The sequence below is a fragment of the Pseudomonas sp. EA_35y_Pfl2_R111 genome (assembly GCF_963970955.1).
In the GTDB taxonomy this organism is placed as follows: domain Bacteria; phylum Pseudomonadota; class Gammaproteobacteria; order Pseudomonadales; family Pseudomonadaceae; genus Aquipseudomonas.
Map to the genome: position 1 here is coordinate 710,302 of NZ_CAXAOM010000001.1, position 22,638 is coordinate 732,939.

The 22,638-nt window shown below is 59.9% G+C and carries 21 protein-coding genes; 3 read left to right on the top strand and 18 right to left on the bottom strand.

Annotation, left to right across the window (positions count from 1 at the left end; genetic code table 11):
- Nucleotides 1–35 precede the first annotated feature (35 nt).
- Nucleotides 36–377 (top strand): pilin assembly protein, encoded by a 342-nt coding sequence (locus AACY25_RS03555; RefSeq protein ID WP_339522558.1) that lies wholly within the window; start codon nucleotides 36–38, stop codon nucleotides 375–377.
- 2 nt (nucleotides 378–379) lie between these two features.
- Here AACY25_RS03555 and AACY25_RS03560 read toward each other — a convergent pair whose 3' ends face one another.
- The 14 genes from AACY25_RS03560 to AACY25_RS03625 form a co-directional block, all read right to left on the bottom strand.
- A complete protein-coding gene (locus AACY25_RS03560; protein ID WP_339522559.1) occupies nucleotides 380–685 on the bottom strand; it encodes a hypothetical protein in 306 nt (101 codons plus the stop codon).
- A gap of 86 nt (nucleotides 686–771) precedes the next feature.
- The gene (locus AACY25_RS03565; RefSeq protein ID WP_339522561.1) at nucleotides 772–1,518 is read right to left on the bottom strand and encodes a TIGR00266 family protein; all 747 of its coding nucleotides are present in this window, start codon (nucleotides 1,516–1,518) and stop codon (nucleotides 772–774) included.
- A gap of 190 nt (nucleotides 1,519–1,708) precedes the next feature.
- Nucleotides 1,709–3,004 (bottom strand): flavohemoglobin expression-modulating QEGLA motif protein, encoded by a 1,296-nt coding sequence (locus AACY25_RS03570; RefSeq protein ID WP_339522562.1) that lies wholly within the window; start codon nucleotides 3,002–3,004, stop codon nucleotides 1,709–1,711.
- 20 nt (nucleotides 3,005–3,024) lie between these two features.
- Entirely contained in the window at nucleotides 3,025–3,576 is a 552-nt protein-coding gene (locus AACY25_RS03575) for a hypothetical protein (RefSeq protein WP_304865448.1), read from the bottom strand.
- A 30-nt stretch (nucleotides 3,577–3,606) separates the two neighbouring features.
- Nucleotides 3,607–4,320: a TetR/AcrR family transcriptional regulator gene (locus tag AACY25_RS03580; protein ID WP_339522565.1), complete on the bottom strand. Its 714-nt coding sequence runs from the start codon at nucleotides 4,318–4,320 to the stop codon at nucleotides 3,607–3,609.
- 131 nt (nucleotides 4,321–4,451) lie between these two features.
- Entirely contained in the window at nucleotides 4,452–5,969 is a 1,518-nt protein-coding gene (gene lysS / locus AACY25_RS03585) for a lysine--tRNA ligase (protein ID WP_339522567.1), read from the bottom strand.
- A gap of 62 nt (nucleotides 5,970–6,031) precedes the next feature.
- Nucleotides 6,032–7,127 (bottom strand): peptide chain release factor 2 gene (gene prfB, locus AACY25_RS03590; protein ID WP_339522568.1). Its coding sequence is split into 2 segments (ribosomal slippage): nucleotides 6,032–7,054 and nucleotides 7,056–7,127, totalling 1,095 coding nucleotides; the frame shifts between segments, so codons are not numbered across the junction.
- Between the two features lie 204 nt (nucleotides 7,128–7,331).
- Nucleotides 7,332–8,354, bottom strand: a complete 1,023-nt coding sequence (locus AACY25_RS03595; RefSeq protein WP_445262109.1) for a diguanylate cyclase — start codon at nucleotides 8,352–8,354, stop codon at nucleotides 7,332–7,334.
- Between the two features lie 77 nt (nucleotides 8,355–8,431).
- Nucleotides 8,432–9,436: a chemotaxis response regulator protein-glutamate methylesterase gene (locus tag AACY25_RS03600; protein ID WP_339522570.1), complete on the bottom strand. Its 1,005-nt coding sequence runs from the start codon at nucleotides 9,434–9,436 to the stop codon at nucleotides 8,432–8,434.
- Complete coding sequence (locus AACY25_RS03605; protein WP_339522571.1) at nucleotides 9,433–11,688, bottom strand: hybrid sensor histidine kinase/response regulator; 2,256 nt, start codon at nucleotides 11,686–11,688, stop codon at nucleotides 9,433–9,435. The genes AACY25_RS03600 and AACY25_RS03605 overlap by 4 nt, the downstream gene beginning before the upstream one ends.
- Nucleotides 11,685–12,353 carry a chemotaxis protein CheW gene (locus tag AACY25_RS03610; protein ID WP_339522573.1) on the bottom strand — a complete coding sequence of 223 codons (669 nt, stop codon included), beginning with the start codon at nucleotides 12,351–12,353 and terminating at the stop codon, nucleotides 11,685–11,687. Before AACY25_RS03610 ends, AACY25_RS03605 begins: the two co-directional genes overlap by 4 nt.
- A complete protein-coding gene (locus AACY25_RS03615) occupies nucleotides 12,343–13,584 on the bottom strand; it encodes a CheR family methyltransferase (protein ID WP_339522574.1) in 1,242 nt (413 codons plus the stop codon). Before AACY25_RS03615 ends, AACY25_RS03610 begins: the two co-directional genes overlap by 11 nt.
- Nucleotides 13,581–14,084, bottom strand: coding sequence for a chemotaxis protein CheW (locus tag AACY25_RS03620; protein ID WP_339522575.1), 504 nt, complete (start codon nucleotides 14,082–14,084; stop codon nucleotides 13,581–13,583). Before AACY25_RS03620 ends, AACY25_RS03615 begins: the two co-directional genes overlap by 4 nt.
- 2 nt (nucleotides 14,085–14,086) lie before the next feature.
- The gene (locus AACY25_RS03625) at nucleotides 14,087–15,721 is read right to left on the bottom strand and encodes a methyl-accepting chemotaxis protein (RefSeq protein ID WP_339522577.1); all 1,635 of its coding nucleotides are present in this window, start codon (nucleotides 15,719–15,721) and stop codon (nucleotides 14,087–14,089) included.
- A gap of 239 nt (nucleotides 15,722–15,960) precedes the next feature.
- Here AACY25_RS03625 and AACY25_RS03630 point away from each other — a divergent pair, with 239 nt between their 5' ends.
- Complete coding sequence (locus AACY25_RS03630) at nucleotides 15,961–17,598, top strand: diguanylate cyclase domain-containing protein (protein WP_339522579.1); 1,638 nt, start codon at nucleotides 15,961–15,963, stop codon at nucleotides 17,596–17,598.
- A gap of 3 nt (nucleotides 17,599–17,601) precedes the next feature.
- On the opposite strand, the gene AACY25_RS03635 is transcribed toward AACY25_RS03630, so the two are convergent.
- Both AACY25_RS03635 and AACY25_RS03640 read right to left on the bottom strand, forming a co-directional pair.
- Nucleotides 17,602–18,396: a hypothetical protein gene (locus AACY25_RS03635; protein ID WP_339522580.1), complete on the bottom strand. Its 795-nt coding sequence runs from the start codon at nucleotides 18,394–18,396 to the stop codon at nucleotides 17,602–17,604.
- 93 nt (nucleotides 18,397–18,489) lie between these two features.
- The gene (locus AACY25_RS03640) at nucleotides 18,490–19,239 is read right to left on the bottom strand and encodes a tellurite resistance TerB family protein (RefSeq protein ID WP_339523816.1); all 750 of its coding nucleotides are present in this window, start codon (nucleotides 19,237–19,239) and stop codon (nucleotides 18,490–18,492) included.
- Between the two features lie 288 nt (nucleotides 19,240–19,527).
- On the opposite strand from AACY25_RS03640, the gene AACY25_RS03645 reads away from it, so the two are divergent.
- Entirely contained in the window at nucleotides 19,528–20,199 is a 672-nt protein-coding gene (locus AACY25_RS03645; RefSeq protein ID WP_339522581.1) for a transglutaminase-like cysteine peptidase, read from the top strand.
- A 5-nt stretch (nucleotides 20,200–20,204) separates the two neighbouring features.
- Here AACY25_RS03645 and recJ read toward each other — a convergent pair whose 3' ends face one another.
- On the bottom strand, nucleotides 20,205–21,917 hold the full coding sequence (recJ, locus tag AACY25_RS03650; RefSeq protein ID WP_339522583.1) for a single-stranded-DNA-specific exonuclease RecJ: 1,713 nt from the start codon (nucleotides 21,915–21,917) through the stop codon (nucleotides 20,205–20,207).
- A gap of 134 nt (nucleotides 21,918–22,051) precedes the next feature.
- Complete coding sequence (locus AACY25_RS03655) at nucleotides 22,052–22,591, bottom strand: YaeQ family protein (RefSeq protein WP_339410339.1); 540 nt, start codon at nucleotides 22,589–22,591, stop codon at nucleotides 22,052–22,054.
- Nucleotides 22,592–22,638: the final 47 nt, after the last annotated feature.

A 22,638-nucleotide genomic window follows, 5' to 3' on the forward strand; every position in this document is an offset into this window, starting at 1 on the left:
ACGAACGGCGGGCATAGAATAGACACGAGGCAATCATGAAGATTCGCGAGCTTGTTCAGCACTGGCAGGAAAATGCCCAGGGGCGGCTGAGCGCAACGCCTTATCAGATAAGGCTAGATCTGGAAGCGGCAGCGCGCTTGGCGGCGCTGCAGGAGATGTACCCCAAACACCACGTGGAAGAGCTGCTGGGGGAATTGCTCGGTGCCGCGCTCGAAGAGCTGGAGGCCAGCCTGCCCTACGTCAAGGGCAGCAAGGTGGTGGCCAGCGATGAACAGGGCGACCCGCTGTATGAAGACGTCGGCCTGACGCCGCGCTTTCTGGCCCTGTCACGCCGGCATCTGCAGCGCCTTAGCGAGCAGCAGAAGCAGGCGGGGTGAGCTTATTGGCCTTCACTGCAACGCACGGCCTGCTTGCGCCGGTCGACCAGTACGCCACTGAGGCCCTTCTGCTCCAGATCAAACAGCACCAGTACGCCATCGATGCACTGGGCGACTTGGCCGGCCGGTTTGAGCGAGACCTTGTAGTCCTCACCCGGCACGGTCTTGAGCATGGTGAACTCGGACAGCAGCAAGGCGTCTTCTGGCTTGGCGATATGCAGGTAGCCGTAATAACCGAGCACAGCCACCGTGGCGCAGATGCTGCCAATGCCGGTAAGGATCAGCGGGATAGGGTTTACTTCGCTCATAACAGACTCTCGGAATGATCAATTGGCGCAACAAGCGGCGCAGCTTGCAGCAAACACTCGCCCCTGCAAAGGCCCAGATTGCCGCATCATTTACCGCCAGCGCGCACTTCCTCGCGGGCCTTGAAGGTCGCCTCATAGATGCGCTCGGCCAGGCGCGAGAACGGCAGGCTCTGCACCCACACCGTGCCGGTGCCCTTGAGCGTGGCGAGAAGAATGCCCTCCCCGCCAAACAGCATGCTTTTCAAGCCGCCGGCCAGGGCGATGTCGTAATCGATGCCGCTGGTAAAGGCCACCAGGCAACCGGTGTCCAGGCGCAGAGTTTCGTTGTTCAGCTCCTTGCGAATCACCGTGCCGCCGGCATGCACAAAGGCCAGACCATCACCTTCAAGTTTCTGCAGAATAAAACCCTCGCCGCCGAAGAACCCGGCGCCCAGACGCTTGTTAAAGCTAATACCGACAGCCGTGCCGTAGGCCGCGCAGAGAAAAGCGTCCTTCTGACAGATCAGCGTGCCGCCATGCTCAGCCAACTGAATCGGCACCACGGTGCCTGGATAAGGGGCCGCAAACGCCACCCGCGCCGGGGTTTTACCGGCATTGGAGAAGTGCGTCATAAACAGCGATTCGCCGGTCAGCATGCGCTTGCCCATGCCCCACAGTTTTCCTAGCACGCCCGTGGCCGCCCCATCGCCCATGCGCGTTTCAAAGCGGACGCCGTCGGTCATGTAATTCATTACCCCGGCTTCGGCGATCACCGTTTCACCCGGATCGAGAATGATCTCCACACTTTGCGCAGAAGCGCCGAGGATTTCGTAGTCGAGTTGATGACTGGACATGCGCAGCTCCTGTTAATGCGGGAAGAGCAACACGGATTTCATCCGGGCTACGGAACGTCTATTAAAGGGCTAGGAGCGTCACGAGCGAAGGATAGGCAAGGCGCGCACGACCTGAAAAAGCGGAGTTTACGACTGTAAATGAGCATTTTTCAGGTTGTGCGCAACGCTGCATAACCGAGCGCAGTAGCGACTAGAGGATATTGGCGTAGTCGGCTTCGATCCGATCAAGACTCAGGTGGTTCAAGAAATTGGAGAAGCACATCCAGGCCGACAACGAGTTGAGGTCGCTGAACTGCGGTGGCAGGTACTTGGGCGCAACAACCAGCCCCTCATCCACCAACTGGCGCAGGGTGCGCATGTCTTCCAGGGTGGTTTTACCGCAGAACAGCAGGGGAATCTGCTCTAGCTTGCCCTTGCGCACGGCCAGCTGGATGTAGTTGTAAATCATGATGAAGCCTTTCAGGTAGGACAGGTCCTTGGTGAAAGGCAGACCGCTGGGGGTGGAGCCACGGAACACCCGGTTGGCGTTGCTGTAGCTGTCTTCCTGGCTGAAACCCTGCTCGCGGTAGAAGTCGAACACCTGCAGGAAATCCGCGCCCTCTTCGGCCATATGAATGGCGCGAGTGCGGTTGGTCAGCTTGCGCAACCGGGTTGGGTAAGAAGCGAAAGTGATCACTTCCATCAAAATCGCCAGCCCTTCCTGGGTCACCGTGGACGAAGGCGGGCCCTTGGCCAGAAAGGTGCAGATCGGCTGATTCAGCCCATTCAAGGTAGTGGCCACATGCACCAGGCCCTCGTGCACTTCCAGGGCTTTCACATCGCGGTCATTGAACATCGCGTCGGCGCGAATCTTGATGTAATCGGCACCGGCGGCGGCATCGGCAAGAATACCGTCGGACTCGAACACCCGAATGGTGCCCTCCTCCTCACCAAACACCTTGTTCAGGCGGTGTTGCAGCAGGCTGACGGCCTCTTTGGCGGTCAGGGTCTTGGCTTCGTCTTTGAGGTCGCCGCGCTTATCAATGTTATTGAGGAAGTCGGAAAACATCAGGCCCAGATCAGCCAGGGTCGGATCGCCGGCATGGAAGGCATCGGACGCCGCGCCGTAGAGCTCCTGGCTAATCAGACCGAAATCCTCGGTGCCGCGCGCTTCGAGCATGCGAATCACCATGCGGTACTCGCGGCACATGCGCCGCATGATCTTGCCTACGGGGTTGAACTGGCCGAGCTGGCGGGTGATATCGCGCTCGATATTCTGGAATTCCAGCTTCTTCGCCGCCGCGTCAAAGGGCAGCGGCCGGTTGGCATAGTAGAGCTGGTCGACGGCGGGCAGCTTCTTGCCCTTGTGCTTGAGAAACTCGCTGCGGATCGAGTCATCCCACTTCACCGCATCCAGCACGCGAATCGGCGTTTGCGCGTCGACCAGGCGGTCGGACAACGCGCGCACGATCAACTGATAATCGTCCAACCCGGTATGACTGTTCATGCTTTCCTCACCACAACCTACTAGTCACCCGCCCGTTGATAACGCGCGACTTCAATAAATACATCCGAATTGGCCTGATCGTCGAGGTAGCTGAACACCTGCTCCAGTGGGCTGCTGATCAACACACCATCGCCCTCTGCACCGTCAATCACCTCGCCCTGCAGGGCACCCTGCTCCAACTCCTGAAGAATTCGGTCGACATCTAGGTTGTAGATCACCAACTCATTGCTGGTGGTCAGCTCGAAACCGGCGATGGCGAAATTTGCCCCCAAGCTTTTTGGCAAACCCGCCGAGAGGTACCAGCGACGGCCATGGTGGGCGACGGTAAAGCCGTATTCTTCAACGCTGTCGAGGTTGTCCAGGCTGTCGACGTAGGCCCGCGCCTTATAGACGTTGGAGCCGGCACGGGTGATCTGCAGATACAGCTGCTCGCCCCATTCATTCTTGCGCGACCATTCGCCAAGCAGGGGAATCGGGGCTGCTTCATTGGCGGGAATCGGGTCCTTAAAGGTCACCAGACAACCACCAAGCAGCAGGAAGGACACGGCAAGCAGCGCGCGCCAGGCTTTCATTCAGCTCTCCTTGTGAACGGATTTAGCGGGCTATAACCCCAGCACCAGATGCATATAACGTTTAAGCATGGCCAACATATCCTCACTGTCCAGATGATCAACGCCATCGAGCAGGCCCTGATACTCCATGCGCACAATAATCGCCGTCAAGAGCTTGGCATCCTGCTCTGCCTGCTGAGAACCCAGCACCTCAAAGAAGTGCGTGACGCCCTGCAGCAGAATCTGCCGATGGGCACGCATCAGCCCGTGCAGACGCGGGTTAAGCAAAGCCTCCTGCTGAAAGGCCTGCTCGGCCAGCAAATGTTCGCGGCGGGTCAGCAGCTGCTGGCGCACGTATTCCACGGCCAGCCGGGCAATTTCATTGGCCAGGCGCCGCCGCGCCTCGGCGCTGCCATCCAGACGACTCACCTGATCACGCAGCAAACCCTCGGTGCTACTCCAGAACTGGCCCATATGCGCCGCACTGCGTTCAACGAACAGAGCGAAGGTGTCGGTGATCAGATCATTGATGTCTTTGAAGTAATAGGTCGTCGCCGACAACGGCACTTCGGCTTCGGCGGCCACGGCGCGGTGGCGCACCGCACGCACGCCTTCACGCACAATAAGACGCATGGCGGCATCGAGAATGGCCTGACGACGCTGTTCGCTGCCTTGGCGGCTGGCTTTGCGTCCTTGGTACTGCACGCTCTCAGCGACGGCATTGGCCACCAGGGTGGCGCTTTCTTGGGCAGGCTTGGCTGTCACAGCAAGGCGATCCTCAGTCGGTTATTCACGATTAGTCAGTAAATCGCAAAATTAATCCATTGGCCGGTGATAAAAAGACCGGCAACCAATAACCAGGTAATAAAAAGCCGCCCGGAGGCGGCTTATCAGCATCAGGCTTGCGGGCGCATGTGCGGGAACAGGATCACGTCGCGAATCGACGGTGAGTTGGTCAGCAGCATCACCAGGCGGTCGATGCCAATGCCCTCACCTGCGGTCGGCGGCATACCATATTCCAGGGCGCGAACGAAGTCGGCGTCAAAGTGCATGGCTTCATCGTCGCCGGCGTCCTTGTCGGCCACCTGCTGCATAAAGCGTGCGGCCTGATCTTCGGCATCGTTGAGCTCGGAGTAGGCATTGGCGATCTCACGGCCACCGATAAACAACTCGAAGCGATCGGTAACGCTCGGATCGTCATCGCTGCGACGGGCCAGCGGTGAGACTTCAAACGGGTAGCGAGTAATGAAGTGCGGCTGCTCCAGCTTGTGCTCGACCAGCTCTTCGAAAATCATCACCTGCAGCTTGCCCAGGCCTTCGAAGCCGAGCACCTTGGCACCGGCCTTCTTGGCAATGGCGCGGGCCTTGTCGATGTCGGTCAAGTCGGCGGCGGTCAGCTCAGGGTTGTACTTGAGGATCGAGTCGAACACCGACAGGCGCACAAACGGCTCGCCGAAGTGGAACACCTTGTCGCCGTACGGCACGTCGGTGGTGCCAAGTACCAGCTGAGCCAGCTCGCGGAACAGCTCCTCGGTCAGGTCCATGTTGTCTTCGTAGTCGGCGTACGCCTGGTAGAACTCCAACATGGTGAATTCAGGGTTATGACGAGTCGAGACGCCTTCGTTACGGAAGTTGCGATTGATCTCGAAGACCTTCTCAAAACCGCCGACTACCAGACGCTTGAGGTACAGCTCCGGCGCGATACGCAGGAACATCTGCATATCCAGGGCATTGTGGTGAGTTTCAAACGGCTTGGCCGCCGCGCCGCCCGGGATGGTTTGCAGCATCGGCGTTTCCACTTCAAGGAAGTCGCGCTGCATCAGAAAGCTGCGGATATGCGCGATGACCTGCGAACGCACGCGGAAGGTCTGGCGCACGTCTTCGTTGACGATCAGGTCGACATAACGCTGACGGTAGCGCTGTTCGGTGTCGCTCAAACCATGGTGCTTGTCCGGCAGCGGGCGCAGCGACTTAGTCAGCAGGCGCACGTCGGTCATTTCCACATAGAGGTCGCCCTTGCCGGAACGGGCCAGGGTGCCGACGGCGGATATGATGTCGCCCATGTCCCAGGTTTTTACGGCAGCCAGGGTTTCTTCCGACAGGGTCTTGCGGTTGACGTAGACCTGGATGCGCCCGGTCATGTCCTGAATCACCATAAACGAGCCACGGTTGAGCATGATGCGACCGGCAACTTTGACCGGAATGGCAGCCTCGGCCAGTTCTTCCTTGGTCTTCTCGGCGTACTGTTTCTGCAAATCGGCGCAGTAGTTGTCACGGCGGAAGTCGTTCGGGAAGGCATTGCCCTGCTCACGAACGGCAGCAAGTTTTTCCTTGCGCTGGGCAACCAGCTTGTTTTCTTCCTGCTGCTGGTCTTCGTGGGAAAGGGCTTGTGGGTCGAGTTGTTGGTCGCTCATGGTCATCGGTTTCCGTCACGGTGTCGTTGCCGCCCTCCCCTGGAGAGCGGAATCGAAAGGTATTACAGGCCCTGCTTCAGGCTGGCTTCGAGGTATTCGTCGATATCGCCGTCCAGCACCTTGTCGCAGTCGCTGCGTTCGATATTGGTGCGCAGATCCTTGATTCGCGAGGCATCCAGCACATAGGAACGAATCTGGTGGCCCCAGCCGATATCCGACTTGGTCTCTTCCAGCGCCTGCGAGGCGGCGTTGCGCTTCTGGATTTCCTGCTCGTACAGGCGAGCGCGGAGCATCTTCATCGCGGTGTCTTTGTTGGCGTGCTGCGAGCGTTCGTTCTGGCACGCCACCACGGTGTTGGTCGGTACGTGGGTGATACGCACGGCCGAATCGGTGGTGTTTACGTGCTGACCACCAGCACCGGAGGAGCGGTAGGTGTCGATGCGCAGATCAGACGGGTTGATCTCAATCTCGATGTTGTCATCGATTTCTGGCGAGACGAATACCGCGGAGAACGAGGTGTGGCGACGGTTACCAGAGTCGAACGGGCTCTTGCGCACAAGGCGGTGCACGCCGATCTCGGTGCGTAGCCAACCGAAGGCGTATTCGCCCTTGATGTGCACGGTAGCGCCCTTGATCCCGGCGACTTCGCCAGCCGACAGTTCGACGATCTCGGCAGAGAAACCACGTTTGTCGGCCCAGCGCAGGTACATGCGCAGCAGGATGTTGGCCCAGTCCTGGGCCTCGGTGCCGCCGGAGCCGGCCTGAATATCAAGGTAGGCGTTGTTCATGTCCATCTCGCCGCTGAACATACGGCGGAATTCGAGCTTCTCAAGGATCCCGCGCAGGCGCTCGACTTCGCTGACGACATCAGCCACAGCACCCTCGTCGTTTTCTTCGACGGCCATGTCGAGCAGATCGCGGGAATCGGACAGGCTGCCAGTAAGGTCATCGATGGTGTCGACGATCTGCGCCAGCATGGCGCGCTCACGACCCAGGTTCTGCGCGTATTCAGGGTTATTCCAGACGTTGGGGTCTTCGAGCTCGCGGTTTACTTCAACTAAACGATCATGCTTGTGATCGTAGTCAAAGATACCCCCGAATGGTCAGGGTGCGCTCGGACAAGTCCTTGATGCTGTTGAGGATCGGGTTGATTTCCATGGCGTTCAGCACTCGCAGGCGATTGAGGTGTACAGCGGCTCAGTGCGGCCCGACAAACCTACCTCACGGCAGCTGATCGAACGCGGCAACCAGACCGTGGCCCCGAAGTTTCAGAAAAGCCGGCGAGTATACCCCAGTCAACGCCCCCTGGCAGCCCATGCCGCACACCGCCACTCCAGAGGCCCCGAGTATGCGCGCACACCTCTAACCAGGCTCAACAACCCCCACCTGGTTACGCCCACTCTGTTTGGCCAGGTATAAACCTCGGTCAGCCAGCTCGACCAACTCGGTGGGGGCCATGTCGACCCGAGGCGTGAGCGTGGCAACCCCCAGGCTGATGCTGACAATAGAACCCTGCACGGGACATTCATGAGGGATCGCCAAGGCCTGCACGGAGAGGCGCACTTTCTCGGCAAACAAACGTGCGCCTCCACGCGTTGTTCCCGGCAGAATCATGGCGAATTCTTCTCCGCCATAGCGCGCAGCCATATCTGACGAGCGACTGCACATCTCATTCATGCACGCAGCAACCTTGCGCAGGGTTTCATCCCCCTCCACATGGCCAAAGCGATCATTGAAAGCTTTGAAGTAGTCGACATCGATCATCAGCAGCGACAGCTCGCTCTGCTCGCGCAGCGCGCGTGCCCATTCACTGTTCAGGCAATCATCAAAGTGTCGGCGATTGGCCAACCCAGTGAGTCCGTCAGATCGCATCAAGCGCTGCAGTACGAGGTTGGTCTCCAGCAACTGTTGCTGACTTTCACGCAGCGCACGAAAGGCATCATCGCGCTGCTGCAATGCCAGATAGGAACGTGAGTGGTAACGAATGCGCGCAACCAGTTCGATGACATCGGGCAGTTTGACCAGATAGTCGTTGGCGCCCAGGGTAAATGCCGCGCTCTTGACCTTGGGGTCTTCCTTGGTCGATAGCACGATAATCGGCACATCCTGCAGGGCGCGGCGAGCCCGGTATTGGGTCAAGAGTTCGAGACCGTCGACCCCCGGCATAACCAAATCCTGCAGTATCACGGTAGGTTTTATCTGTTCCGCCAGACTCACGGCTTGCAGAGGGTCCGAGCAGAAGTGAAAGCTAATGTTAGCCTCGGGTGCCAAGGCCCTGCGCACAGCCTCGCCAATCATCGCTTGATCATCAACCAGTAGAACCATCAATGGCGCAGATGTCGATGCATCCTCATGAGCACCGCTAAACTGAGGCAAACCCTGCATACCACTTTCTCCGGGCGTAGTGCCCTTTATCGTTATAGACCCTGCGACACCCAATAGCACCTAGCCATCTCCAGCAGTTAGTCACACAGCATCATCAAGCGTCGGCCAATATCGGCCAGCGGCAATATTTCCGTTGCGGCCTCGAGCTGCGCGGCAGCCTTGGGCATGCCGTATACCGCGCAACTGGCCTGATCCTGGGCGATGGTCATAAAACCACGCTGGCGCATATTCAGAAGACCTTGAGCCCCATCACGGCCCATGCCCGTGAGTAGCACACCAATGGCTTCACCTTTCCAATTGGCCGTCACACTGTCAAAAAACACATCAATCGACGGTCGGTAAATGTGCGCACTGGGCGTGGCGCTATAAGCCAGCTCACCACTGCCCTGTAAAATCAGATGGTCATTGGTACCTGCCAATAGCACGCAGCCCGGCTGCGGTATATCCCCCATACGCGCCAAGCGCACCGGCAGGGGCGACTCACTGGCCAGCCACTGCGCCATGCCAGTGGCGAATGATTCATCCACGTGCTGCACCAGCACGATGGCTGCGGGGAAACCCGGCGAAAGTTGTTTGAGCAAGTCAACCAAGGCCGCCGGCCCCCCCGCCGACGCACCAATCGCCACCAGGGACTGGCGGCAACTGTTACTGTCGCGCAGAGCCGGCTCAGGCGCTTTACGCGCTGTTTTCTGCCCCAGGAGCAGGCCCAGGTTATGAATCTTGCGCAGCAGCGCAGCCGCATCCGGCAACGGTGTCGCCCCCAGCACAGGCGTCGCCACCACATCCAGCGCACCATGCCCCATGGCTTCAAACACCCGACTGACGTGCCGCTCAACATCCGAGGTAACGATCAGAATGGCGCAGGGCGTATTGGCCATGATCTGCCGGGTGGCTTCAACACCATCCATTTCTGGCATCAGCAGGTCCATCAGCAGCAGGTCCGGCGTATCTTCGCGGCATCGCCGCACGGCCTCCGCGCCGCTGCCCGCGACCCAGGCTACTTGGTGCTCGGGGGCACGCGTCAGTGCGCGGTGCAATGCCTCTACAGCTAACGGCATATCGTTGACGATACCGATTCTCATCCTTGCGCCTCGCCTATCAATACCTGCACCGCATCAAGCAGCGCTTCGTCATGGAAACTGGCTTTGGCCAGGTAATAATCCGCACCGGCATCCAGACCTCGACGACGGTCTTCTTCGCGGTCCTTATAGGACACCACCATCACTGGCAACGTGCGTAAACGATTGTCACGGCGCACCAACGTGACCAGTTCGATACCGTCCATGCGCGGCATGTCGATATCGGTAATCAACAAATCGAAGTGTTCTGCACGCAGCGCATTCCAGCCATCCATGCCGTCCACGGCAACCGCTACGTCATAGCCGCGGCTGAGCAGTAACTTGCGTTCAAGTTCACGCACTGTCAGTGAGTCGTCGACTACCAACACTCGCTTACGGGCGGTTTCCTGAGCACCTTGACTACGCCGATCGACTCGCTCCAACTGGCCGCTGCCCAAGAGTTTGCTAATCGAACTGAACAAGTCTTCGACGTCCAAAATCAGCACCGGCGTGCCGTCATCCAGTAAGGCACCTGCGGCCACATCTCTGATCTTGCCCAATCGCACATCCAACGGCATGACCACCAGCGTGCGCTCGCCAATAAAACGCTCCACGGCAATGCCATAAAGGTTGTCGCGCTCGCGAATCAATACCAGCGGGATGCCCGCCTCTTCGGTACGCCCTTCTGGGCGCTGCAACAGCTGGCTGGCGGAAATCAGGCTGACATGGCGGTCGCCGTGCCAGAAGTGCTGGCGCCCCTCCAGCTGCACGAGATCTTCCGAGTTCACCCGCACCATGTGTTCGATATGCGCCAAGGGGAAGGCATAGGCCTCGCCGGCGACTTCAACTACCAGGCTGCGCACCACCGAAAGTGTCAGCGGGACTTGCAGAATGAATGTACTGCCCTCACCTCGACGCTGCTCAAGCCGCACGCTGCCGCGCAACTGGCGCAGTTCATGCTGCACCGCATCGAGCCCCACACCACGCCCGGACACCTCAGTCACCTGCTCGCGCAAGCTGAAACCCGGCAAGAACAGAAACGCCAGTAACTCGCCTTCATCCAGCTTGGCCGCCGTTTCGCTGCTGGCAAACTTGCGCGCAACCACCACGTCGCGCAGACGCTCCATATCAACGCCAGCGCCATCATCGCTCAGCTCCAGCAGCAGCATGCCGGCTCGGTGACGCGCCCTGAGCAACAGTCGCCCCTCTTGCGCTTTACCCTTGCGCGCACGCAGCTCAGGCCGCTCGATGCCATGGTCGATCGCATTGCGCAACAGGTGGGTTAAGGGCGCATCCAGGCGTTCAAGCACATCACGATCGACTTGCGTCGCCTCCCCTTCGATATCCAGGCGTACCTGTTTACCCAGCGAGCGCCCTAGATCACGCACCATCCGCGCACGCCCGACCAAGACATCGGCCAACGGCCGCATACGCGAAGACAATGCCGCGTCATAGAGTGAACGGCTGCGCTGCCCGCCCTCCCAGGAAAACTCATCAAAGGCTTCGAAATGATCGTGCAACAGCCGCTGACACTCATAGAGCTGCGTTCTAGACTCTTCCAGCAACGCCAACACCTGCGGCTCCAGCGAGCTGTTCAAGGTGGCATCGCGCAATCCATCCAGGCTCCGTCGAACGGAGGTTTGCTGGCGTTTGAGGCGCTGCAGCGAGTCAGCCAGGGGTTGAATACGCTGAAATTCGACCAGTGCTTTACCCGACATATCCAGCAGGTGATCAAGGCGCTCAGCCGACACCCGCAAAACCCGCCCACGATTATCCTCATGCAGCTCCTCAGCGGGCTCTGGAGCAGTCACCGGCGGCGGCATGACTTCGTTCTGGACCCTGGGTTCTTCTGCCGCAGCGGCACGCCCCAAGGCAGGCACCGCAGTTGCCAGCTGCTGCTGCAACAAGCCCACCAGTTGCTCAACTCGCTCGGCCGAAGGCGCATCGGCAACGACCGGAGCACCCACCCGGCGTAGTAGATCACTGCCCTGCAAAAGTCCGTCAATTTGCTCTGGTAGCAGACGCAACAGCCCCTCCTGAGCTGCAACCAACAGGTCCTCCATGGCGTGAGCGACTTTCACTCCATCGTCCAGACCAACAATACGTGCCGCACCCTTGAGCGAGTGCGCCGCCCGCATGCAGGCTTCCAGCTGCCCCGCATGATTGGGTTCGCGCTCCAAGACCAATAAACCTGCGTCCAGCACCTGCGCCTGGGCATCCGCCTCCATGCGGTAAAGCTCCAACAGAGAAGCGTCCCTCATCTGATCGGGCGTCATGCGAGGCTCCTGACCAGGGCCTGCTGCAGCCGTTCGTCATCGAGTTGGGTAATGCTACGGCCCTGCCACTGCAATACCCCACTGGCAAACTGGCTGACTGCCAGGCCACCATCGCGTACCGCGGGCTGCACGCTATGCAGAGGAATCGCGTGAATACCTTCCACCTCATCCACCGGCACCACCACCGGGCCACCTTGCCCGACCAGAATCAACATACGCGGAACGACCCGCTGATGAGACGTCGGTGCCGCGCCGCTAGCGATACCCAGCAGCTCAGCCAGCGACACGCAGGCCACCAAGGTGCCGCGCACATTGGCCACCCCTAATAGACTGCGTGAGCGCTGGTGGGGCAGCGAATGAATCGGCATCGGTGCCACCACCTCGTCCAGGCTACGCGTCGCAATCGCCAGCCACTCCTCAGCAACCCGGAATACCAGCAGCGAACGACATTCGACAGCTTGCTCTTGTGCATCAGTTTCAACATCGTCTTGCACCGACGCATAGCGTTCAAGCAGACGAATGGCGGCCGCCGCATACACCTCACAGTTGCGGCAGTGGACATGCTCACGCAGGCGCTCACAGCTCTTGTCGCCCTGCACACCGATACGGTTCCAGCAATCATCGATAGCTGCCCCGCCCTCTACCAGCCTCAGCTCATCGCTCATCGCGCGTCACTCCAGAAGGACTTGCCCGACTTACCCGTTGCTGCAGGCGCTTGGCGCCCTCATGGTCGCCGCGCGCAGCCAGTAGGGCCGCTAAGTGCACCAGGCTTGCGACATGCTCAGGCTCAAGATAAAGCGCTTTGCGGTAGTAAGCCTGGGCACTGTCGACCTGACCAGCCATGTCGTTAAGCAGGGCCATCCAATAGAACGCATCGGCACTCGGGCCGTGCTCAAGCAGGTACTGCTCGCAACCGCGTAGTGCCTCATCGCTGCGCCCAGCATCAGCCAACTCAACAACCCTCGCTAATGCACTGACGGCATGATCGCGCGGCGCTGTAGGTGCAGATGTGATGGGCGGCAGCACACGGGGTTGTTGCAGTGGCCGCGCCGGGCGAATAGGGGCAGGTGCAGCCAGGTTTACTGGGGCTTTCACGGCAGGCACCGCTACCATGCGCTTGAAAGCAAAGGTCAGCGGTGCGCCCAGCACCTGCATTCCGCGCTGACTCAGCAAGCTGGCCTCAGCTGGACCGACGAAGAACGTGCCAGCGGCGTGCAACAGGTTCTGTAATACATCCAGCACAGCATTCTGTGTTGGGCGGTCAAAGTAGATCAGCAGGTTGCGACAGAAGATAAAATCAAACGGGGCTTCCCCACCCAGCAGTGTGCTGTCCAACAAGTTGCCACAACGCAGCTTGACCCTATCGCGCACCCGCGCCTGCAACTGAAATCCACTGTCAGTGGCCTCGAAATATCGCTCGCGAAAGCTCAGGTCCTGACCACGAAATGAATTGCGCCCGTAGTGCCCCAGACGCGCCAGCTCCACCACCCGGGCACTGACATCCAGCGCCTCGACCTGAAACGCAGCGGGGGCAAACCCGGCGTCCAGCAGCGCCATGACAATCGAATACGGCTCTTCACCGCTGGAACACGGCAAACTGAGTATGCGCAACGGACGGCTACCCGCCAGCGCGGCCTTACGCTTGAGCGCCAAGTCGACCAAGGTGACAAACGACTCCGGATAACGGAAAAACCAGGTTTCCGGCACCACAACAGCCTCAATCAAGGCCTGTTGTTCGCCACTCGAACGATTCAGCTGCTGCCAATACTCAGCCGGCTCAGAAATATCCAGCGCCTGCATACGCTGACGGACAGCTCGTTCAATCACCAGCCGCCCCACTGACTCGGCTTCCAGGCCGATCAGTTGCTTCAGCAGACGCTCTACCTGGTTAATCATGTGGCATCGTCCACTCCAGGGAACAGCAGCGCACAGACATCGGCAGGCAGTAGCCCGGTCACGTCAATGCGCTGCACCAGCCCTTGCGCGCAGCCCTGCACCGCACCCAGATACGGCGCCTCATCCGAGGCCAAGCCAGAATCACGAAAGGCACTGGTAGGCAGGCGCAAGGTATCGGAGGCCTTTTCCAGAATCAGGCCCAGCACACGACTGGCCGGGCGATAGTGCACCAGTACCAAGCGCGTACTGGTCAGTTGCGCAGCGGGTCGTCCACACGCACGCACCAGTAGATCAATCACTGGCACCAGCGCCCCACGGTATTCAAAGCCACCGGCCACCCAAGCCGGCGCTTGCGGGAACGCCTTCAGGCGGCGTAACGGCAGCACCTCGACCACCTCATGCACAGTGAGGGCATAGCGGTCGCGGTCCAGATTGAAGAGCAAATACAACTCGCCCGCCTCACGATTGACGGACGTTTGGCCGGTACCCGGGCTGTGCATACTCAGACCTTGAATCGGCTAACGCCGCTGCGCAGGCTAGCGGCCACTTGGTTCAATTCATCAATCGCAGCACCGGCCTGACGCAGCGAATCAACCGTCTGCCCGCTAGCCTCACTCAGCTGCACCAGCGCCTGGTTGATCTGCTCGGCGCCAGTCGCCTGGGCTTGCATACCCTCGTCCATCATCTGCACCCGCGGTGCCAGCGCCTGTACCTGATGAATGATCTGCGACAGCTGATCACCGACCTGGATCATCTCGCTATTACCCCGGCGCACCTCTTCGGAGAATTTGTCCATGCCCATAACCCCCGCCGACACTGCAGACTGAATCTCACGCACCATCTGCTCGATGTCATAGGTAGCAACAGCGGTCTGATCGGCCAGGCGCCGTACCTGGGTGGCGACCACCGCAAATCCACGTCCGTACTCGCCGGCTTTCTCGGCCTCGATAGCCGCATTCAGGGACAACAAATTGGTCTGATCCGCCACTTTGACAATGGTGGTCACCACATGATTGATATTGCTCGCTTTCTCATTGAGGATCGCCAGCTTGGCATTCACCACATCGGCCGCCCCCGCCACATGACGCATCACATCCTCCATACGCGCCAGGCCTAGCTGACCAGAACCGGCGAGCACCGAGGTTTGTTCGGCCGTGCCGGACACCTCACTCATGGTGCGTACCAGGTCACGTGAAGTCGCGGCAATTTCACGCGAGGTAGCGCCGATTTCAGTCGTGGTGGCGGCCGTTTCAGTGGCAGTCGCCTGCTGCTGTCGGGACGTCGCGGCGATTTCGGTAATCGATGTGGTCATCTGCACGGCCGAACGCTGGGCTTGGGCTACCAGGCTCGTCAGCTCGTCGGCCATGCTATTGAACCCTTCCTCGATGGCGTTGAACTCATCACGCCGGCCCATACTCAGGCGTGCAGAAAGATCACCCGAACCAAGCACTTTGAAGGTATCTACCACCGCAGTGATGGGTTGGCTGATCGCTCGCTGCAGGGTCACGGAACTCATGGTCGCGACACCCAGGACGATGAAAATGGCCAGCACCAGACTTAACTTGGTCAACTCCACATCGGTGACAATTTGCTCCACTGCCTGGTCAGCAGTTTGCTGATTCAGCTCAAACAGCTGCGTCAGTACCGCGCGCGCCTCTAACCAGGCCGGCAGCAATTGCTCACGCGCCAACTGCACAGCCGCCATATCATTCCCCGCCGCCGCCAGCTCCAGCAACTGAGCATGCAATTTCATGTACTGGTCACGCTTGGCCAGAAAAGCCTGTGACTCAAGACGATCCTCTTCAGTGCTAAGGATCTTCTGGTAGGCATTCCAGGTTGTATCCAGACGCTGAGCCAACTCGGAGAAAGCCTTAAGCTCATTGGCATTCAGATTGCCTTGCGCCTCATCACCCTGACCAACCATCAGCAGGCGCTGGGTCGCCATAAAGTGATCAGCCCACGCCAGGCGCATCAATCCGGCCTGGTGCATACCCGGCGCTGCCGAAGCGCGCACGTTGATCGCGGCTTGCTCAACCATCGCCAAGCGGTAGTAGGCCGTGATAGAGAGCAGTAATAGGATGACCACCACCACAGAAAAGCTCGCGATGATGCGTTGCTGGACAGTCCAGTTTTTCACAGTATTCCCCACTCGATTAAACACGCCTGGTCTGCCATATGCCGCTCACGCGCAGATGTAAGGACTCTAGAGTTTGCTTCAGCCAGCGGCAAGCGTTGAAGTATGAGCGCATGATTAGTGAGGGGACGCTGTGCCTCAGTGTCGCTAAGCTAAACTTCTAAACATTCATGCGGGCCTTCTTGGCTAGGCTCCTGAAACAGCTTGATGCCTCAGCCTGAGATCAACGGAGTTGCTTCAGCATGGCTAGACCGTACAGCCTGCGTAGCCGTTTTGCGCTTCTAATCGCCTTATTGGTCGCAGGCTTGAGCTGGATGCTCGGCAGCCTGATAGGTCAGGACGCCAGCCAGCGAATCCGCGAGGAAGTCGGCCGGGACCTTGCCGAGGTCTCATTTATGATGGTTGACCGCCTGGACCGCGACATGCAAAGCCGCGCCGCCATGCTGCAAGTCCTGGGAAATCTGCGGGCGCTCAGTCAACCGGACGATATCGACGAGATTCGCGGGTTGCTTGACCGCCTGCAAAGCGAATTCCCCAGCATTGCCTGGATCGGCTTTACCGATGCCAAAGGTACGGTACTGGCTTCCAGCAACCGTGTATTGGAAGGCGCCAGCATCGCCCAGCGCCCGGTGTACCTTGAGGCGCAAAAAAGCGTGTTTATCGGCGATGTACATGAGGCCGTACTGCTGGCCAAGCTGCTGCCCAACCCCACGGGTGAGGCGATGAAATTTGTCGACATCAGCCTGCCGGTGTTCGGCCCGGATGGCAGCTTGGTCGGCGTGCTGGCGTCACATTTGTCCTGGTCATGGGCAGACGAAGTACGCATGGCCATTCTTGAGCCCATCCAGAAACGCCGTAATGTCGAATTCTTTGTCATCGGCCAGGATCGCACCGTACTGCTCGCCCCCAAAGACATGATCGGCCAGCGCTTGCACCTGCCAGCCCTCCAGCAACTGGAGACGCAGAACGACCTCTGGGCTGTTCAAGAATGGTCTAACGGCAAGCAATACCTCACAGGCATTGCTCGCAGCCAGGGCCATATGGAATACAAAGGCCTCGGCTGGACGGTGATTGCCCGCCAGCCGCTGGACGAAGCCTATGCCCCGGCGCGTGAGACAACGCGCTATATACTTTTCTGGGGCAGCGGCCTGGCTGTTGCCTTTGCGCTGATCGGCTGGCTCGGCGCCGGATATTTTACCCGCCCACTCAGGCAAATTGCCGAGGCCGCGGACCGCCTCAGCGCCGGTGAAATTGGCGTGATTCCCGAACTGAAAAGCACCCGAGAGATCGAGATTCTCAGCCACTCGATTCGCCACCTAGTGGAAAGCCTGACCCACCAGCAAAACGCCCTCGGCGCCATGAAGAACCTCGCCCACCACGACGCGCTCACCGGCCTGCCCAACCGCATCGCCCTGGAGAGTTATCTGCCGCGCGCGCAACAACGTAGTCAGACCAACCATAACTGCCTGGCCTTGTTTTATCTGGATCTGGACGGATTCAAACCCATCAATGACCAGTTTGGTCATGCGGCAGGCGATCAGCTGCTACGTGAGGTGGCACAACGTCTGCGTAGCTGCCTGCGTGATGGCGACCTGGTAGCACGCCTGGGCGGCGATGAATTCCTGATGGTGCTGCAAGTGCCCAGCGGCGAAGCCCTGCCGCAGGCGCAACTGGTGGCCGAACGCACCCTGAAGGCGCTAAGTGCGCCGGTCGACCTGGGTGAGAACCAGGTTAAGGTCAGCTGCAGCATAGGTGGCGCGCTCTGGCCGCTGGACAGCAGCAACCTGGCCGAAGCACTGGAACTGGCCGACCAGGCCCTGTACCGGGCGAAACATGCCGGCAAGAACTGCGCGGTGTTCCACTCGGCCTATCAGCACTGAGGCCTATTTAGCCCGCAGGCGCAGCAACTGGTCCGCCATCTCGGCTGCGTGCCGCTCGACCACCAGCGGCACCAGGTTGTCGTTGTAGCCAACCAGGCGTGAGTAGATAAACTTCCAGCGCGTCTGTGCCCGCTGCAAACGCTGTTGCTGCTCGCCGGTCAACTCCGTCGCCAGGCTGGCCAGCTCAGCATCGACCTGCTTGGCCAACACGTCGATATCCTGATTCAGGTAGTGCTGCTGTTGCTCAGGCAGGGTCTCGATATCGCCGACATAAGCCCGCGCGGTGTAGCGCGCCGCCAGGTATTGCACCTTTGCCGGCAGGCTCTGCAAACGCATATCCGCCGCTGGCAATGGCTGCGCCAGGCCTTTCAGCAGTTGCTGCTCAAGTGCCTCCACAGCCGCCACCAACTCGCGCATGGCCTTGCTGTACTGGAAGTTGAACTCCCACGGAAGGTCCGGCTCGCTGGGGTTATAGGCCAGGGTCTGCTCGACTAGCGCAGTAAAGGTTGCCAAGGGCGGCTGCAATTGCGCCATCGCCAAACGCGCCGAATCGGTCAGCGGCTGCGCCTGCAAGGTCGCCATGTTGTCGCGCAATTTGCCCAGGTCAGCCTGCACTTTGGTCGCCAGCTCGGCATGCCCGCCTTCACCACGATGGATAAACAGATCGGTACTGGCACGAAACACCTGCACCTGTGCTTGCTGTACCTGAGTCAGGGCTACATCAGGCGCGGCCTGGGTTATCGCGCTGAATACGATCAGCGCCAAGCTCAGCAGGCGATTGGTGTAGGTGCGGCGCATCGGGGCATCCATCCATAGCAAGGAAAGGCGCCGATTATAGGGAGGCCGCCGGTTAGCGGCCAGGACCCTGGGGCAGATAGCCGCTAGGCAGTATCAGCCGGCCACCAACTCCTGACGCACCTGGGCCTCAAGCTCGGCCTTTAGCGCCGGATCGAGCTTGAGCTGACGTGCCAGTTCTTCTAAGTAGGCGCGCTCCATAAAGTGCTCTTCATCGACCATCAGGACGCTGGCGATATACATTTCTGCCGCCATTTCCGGCGTGCTGGCGGCGCGGGCGATTTCGGCGGGGTCCAGCGGCTTATTCAACTCGGCCTGCAGCCAATGCTGCAATTCAGCATCACTGGTGAGTTTGACCAGCTCGCCTTCGATCAACTGCCTCTCGCGGGCATCGACATGACCATCGGCTTTGGCCGCACCGACCAGCGCCTTGAGAATCGCCTGGCTGTGCAGCTCGGCCTGCGGTGCTGGTAAGCGATCCAGGGTTTGTGGCTCGCCCTGGGGGGCACCCGCCTGCTGCGCCTGCCAGTTGTTGTAAGCCTTATAGGCAACCACACCAAGCGCGGCCAGGCCACCATAGGTCAGCGCCTTCCCGCCCATCTTGCGCGCACTCTTGTTGCCCAGCAGCATGCCCAGCGCACCCGCGGCCAGCGCGCCGCCACCCGCCCCCTTGAGCAGAGTGCCCAGATCACCGCCCTGGCTACCTTTGCCGGCACCGCCGAGCAAACCACCCAGAGCGCCGCCTAGGCCACCGGCCGAGCCACCTGAGTTATTGCCAGAGGATTTCTGCTGCATCAGGTCCTGGCCGGATTTCAACAACTGATCAAGCAAGCCACGGGTAATCATCAAGCGCTCTCCCTAAAAATAGTTGTGCAAGCACACGGGCTGATTCTAGAGACGGAGGTTTCTCGCCACCTAACGCCAGAGTGCTTCGAAAGATTGCCAACAGAGGTGAAAGCCAGGAAAACCGGCTATTCGTCGGCTTTATGCCGCTTGCACGACAGCAATATGTCAAATAGTGGTCACCATCACATTTTGCCGATGGCCGATCTATATTTGACGCCGATAGGATGACGGACACAAAACTCGCAACGGCAAAAGGCTATCAAGAGCCGACGCCGGAGACTTCGCGCCATGTCGCCACGCGCCAATCGCCCCGCCCACCGCTTACTGCGCAGCCTGCTTGCCAGTTGCTGGCTGTTCAGCCCAGTGCTGGTAGCCGATGCATCGAACACTCAGCACAGCGCCCTGGCAATGGCGCTTAGCGATACGCGCCTGGCGAGCTGGCTCAACCTGCTCGACAACTCCGCTGGCGACAACGAACGCGCCCAGTTGGAGCGGGTCAATCACTTTATCAATCGCTCAGTGAGCTTTGTCAGTGACCAGCAGGCCTGGGGCGCCGATGACTATTGGGCGACGCCCGCGCAGACACTGAGCCTAGGCAAAGGTGACTGCGAAGATTTCGCCATCGCCAAATACTTCAGCCTGGTGCGCATGGGCGTACCCAGCGAGAAGCTGCGCCTGACTTTCGTCAAAGCGCTCAAGCAGAACCAGGCGCATATGGTGCTGGCCTATTACCCCAGCGCCAGCGAGCAACCGCTGATTCTCGACAACCTCGACCCGCGCATCCGCCCAGCCAGTGAGCGTGGCGATCTGTTGCCGGTGTATTCCTTTAATAACCACGGCGTGTTTCTCGCCAAGTCGCCGCAGCGCGTCAGCCAGCCGCCGCAGTTTCTTGCGCGCTGGAATGAGTTAAGCGAACGGGCCCTGGCCGATGGCTCAGCCGCCCCATCACCGCAGAGCTAGCCCAATCAGCGCGGGCTGATATGGGCGATCAGCAACTGCACACTTTCCTGCCCACGGTACTCATTAACATCCAGCTTGTAGGCCAGCTCGACCCAACGCACAGTCGGGTTCGGCCAGATATCTCGGTCCACACCAAAGGCGATGCCATCGAGCTGCACGCTGCCGCATTCGCTCTTCAGCACCACCTTCAGATGGCGCTCGCCAACCACGCGCTGCTGCACCAGCTGGAATACGCCATGAAACAGCGGCTCGGGAAAATGCTGGCCCCAGGGACCGGCATTGCGCAGCTCTTTGGCCAAGGGCAGGTGAAACTCTTCGATGGACAAAGCACCGTCGGACAGCAAACGCCCGGTCAGATCGTCCTCACACAGCTGGCGACGTACTTCGGCATCAAAGGCGGCGGCAAAAGCGCCGAAATTCGTCTGCGGCAGTGACAGCCCAGCGGCCATGGCATGACCACCGAACTTGCTGATCAACGCTGGGTGTTTGGCGGCGACCGCATCCAACGCATCGCGGATATGAAAGCCCGGCACCGAACGCGCCGACCCTTTCAGCACGCCATCGCCAGCATCGGCAAAAGCGATGGTCGGACGGTGATAACGCTCCTTCATCCGCGAGGCGAGGATGCCGATTACGCCCTGGTGCCAATCCGCCTCAAACAGGCACAGACCAAACGGCATATCTTCCAGCGGCAGGTCCTTAAGCTGAGCCAGCGCCTCGCGCTGCATGCCCTGCTCAATGGCCTTGCGATCCTGATTAAGCTGATCCAACTGCACCGCCATATCGCGGGCCAGGGCTTCGTCTTCACAGAGCAAGCATTCGATGCCCAACGCCATGTCGTCCAGGCGCCCCGCCGCATTCAGCCGTGGACCAAGGATAAAACCCAGATCGGTGGAGGTAATACGCCGATGATCACGCCCGGCCACTTCGAGAATCGCGCGCAAGCCCGGCCGCGCCCGCCCGGCACGAATCCGCGCCAGGCCCTGATGCACCAGAATGCGGTTATTGGCATCCAACGGCACCACGTCGGCGACGCTGCCCAGAGCAACCAGATCGAGCAGCTCGCCGAGGTTAGGTTCCGGGCGCTGCACAGTGAACCATCCCATCTCCCGCAGCCGTGCGCGCAGGGCCAGCAGCACATAGAACATCACGCCAACCCCCGCCAACGCCTTGCTGGGGAACTCACAGCCTGGCTGATTGGGATTGACGATGGCATCAGCCGCCGGCAGCTCGGCACCGGGCAAGTGGTGATCGGTGACCAGCACAGTCAGGCCAGCCGTCTTCGCCGCAGCCACACCTTCGACACTGGAGATGCCGTTATCCACGGTAATCAGCAACTGAGGCTCGCGCTCCAGCGCCACCGCGACGATCTCCGGGGTCAGGCCGTAGCCGTATTCGAAACGATTGGGCACCAGATAGTCGACATGCGCCGCGCCGAGCATGCGCAACCCCAGCACTCCCACCGTACTGGCGGTGGCACCATCGGCATCGAAGTCGCCGACTATCAGCATGCGCTGGCCCTGCTGCAAGCCCTGCACCAGCAGCTCGACTGCCGCGCCCATGCCCTTGAGCTGCTGATACGGAATCAGCCGCGCCAAGCCCTTGTCCAGCTCGGCAGCCGACTGCACGCCGCGAGCGGCATACAAGCGGGTCAGCAACGGCGGCAGAGCGCCCAGATCAGGCAGAGTGGCGGGTAGCGGGCGGGACTCGATACGCATGGGGGGGGTCTCAACATCATGACGGGGCGAAACGTAGGATGGGTCGGGCCGCGTAGGTTGAGCCTGCGATACCCATCGTATGGTCGGTAGTTGATGGGTATCGCTGCGCTCAACCCACCCTACCAATCGAAGTCTTAGCGTTCACCCGCCAGCCACTCAATCGGCAACTCATGCTGACCGCGCTCATCGGTCACAAACAGCTCACCGTCACTGATCATCACGCTCCAGTTCAGTGAACGCGGCATGTCCAACGCCAGGCTAGCCAACGCCTCCTGATCCAGCGCCACCACATTGATATTTTTCAGGCTGCGCACCGGGTCGAGCGCCTTGGTCTGCCACACGCGCAGGTTGCCGTAGGCCACCAGGCTGAATTTCTCGGTACGCCGCGAGCACCAGGTGATGCGGTCGCTGTCCGGCTGGCCGACTTCGATCCAGTGCAGCACACGGTCATCCAGGCTCTTCTCCCACAGAGCAGGCTCGTCTACATCCGACAGGCCGCGGCCGAACGCCAGGTGCTCGTGATAGAACAAGGCATAGCCAATCAGCCGCGCGGCCAGGCGCTCTTCGGTTTCCGAAGGGTGGCGGGCCACGGTAAAACGCAGGTTTTCATAGACGCTGCGGTCCATGTCGGTGAGGTTAAGCTCGATTTTGTAGGTCGTAGACGGCAGGGCCATGGACGGGGCTTCTTGACTGGGCGAAAGAGCGCAAGTCTAACCCGAAA

Coding starts and splice junctions, on each gene's coding strand:
- AACY25_RS03555 (WP_339522558.1), top strand. CDS start 36: ATGAAGATTCGCGAGCTTGTTCAGCACTGGCAGGAAAATGCCCAGGGG.
- AACY25_RS03560 (WP_339522559.1), bottom strand. CDS start 685: ATGAGCGAAGTAAACCCTATCCCGCTGATCCTTACCGGCATTGGCAGC.
- AACY25_RS03565 (WP_339522561.1), bottom strand. CDS start 1,518: ATGTCCAGTCATCAACTCGACTACGAAATCCTCGGCGCTTCTGCGCAA.
- AACY25_RS03570 (WP_339522562.1), bottom strand. CDS start 3,004: ATGAACAGTCATACCGGGTTGGACGATTATCAGTTGATCGTGCGCGCG.
- AACY25_RS03575 (WP_304865448.1), bottom strand. CDS start 3,576: ATGAAAGCCTGGCGCGCGCTGCTTGCCGTGTCCTTCCTGCTGCTTGGT.
- lysS (WP_339522567.1), bottom strand. CDS start 5,969: ATGAGCGACCAACAACTCGACCCACAAGCCCTTTCCCACGAAGACCAG.
- AACY25_RS03595 (WP_445262109.1), bottom strand. CDS start 8,354: ATGCAGGGTTTGCCTCAGTTTAGCGGTGCTCATGAGGATGCATCGACA.
- AACY25_RS03600 (WP_339522570.1), bottom strand. CDS start 9,436: ATGAGAATCGGTATCGTCAACGATATGCCGTTAGCTGTAGAGGCATTG.
- AACY25_RS03605 (WP_339522571.1), bottom strand. CDS start 11,688: ATGACGCCCGATCAGATGAGGGACGCTTCTCTGTTGGAGCTTTACCGC.
- AACY25_RS03610 (WP_339522573.1), bottom strand. CDS start 12,353: ATGAGCGATGAGCTGAGGCTGGTAGAGGGCGGGGCAGCTATCGATGAT.
- AACY25_RS03615 (WP_339522574.1), bottom strand. CDS start 13,584: ATGATTAACCAGGTAGAGCGTCTGCTGAAGCAACTGATCGGCCTGGAA.
- AACY25_RS03620 (WP_339522575.1), bottom strand. CDS start 14,084: ATGCACAGCCCGGGTACCGGCCAAACGTCCGTCAATCGTGAGGCGGGC.
- AACY25_RS03630 (WP_339522579.1), top strand. CDS start 15,961: ATGGCTAGACCGTACAGCCTGCGTAGCCGTTTTGCGCTTCTAATCGCC.
- AACY25_RS03635 (WP_339522580.1), bottom strand. CDS start 18,396: ATGCGCCGCACCTACACCAATCGCCTGCTGAGCTTGGCGCTGATCGTA.
- AACY25_RS03640 (WP_339523816.1), bottom strand. CDS start 19,239: ATGATTACCCGTGGCTTGCTTGATCAGTTGTTGAAATCCGGCCAGGAC.
- AACY25_RS03645 (WP_339522581.1), top strand. CDS start 19,528: ATGTCGCCACGCGCCAATCGCCCCGCCCACCGCTTACTGCGCAGCCTG.
- recJ (WP_339522583.1), bottom strand. CDS start 21,917: ATGCGTATCGAGTCCCGCCCGCTACCCGCCACTCTGCCTGATCTGGGC.
- AACY25_RS03655 (WP_339410339.1), bottom strand. CDS start 22,591: ATGGCCCTGCCGTCTACGACCTACAAAATCGAGCTTAACCTCACCGAC.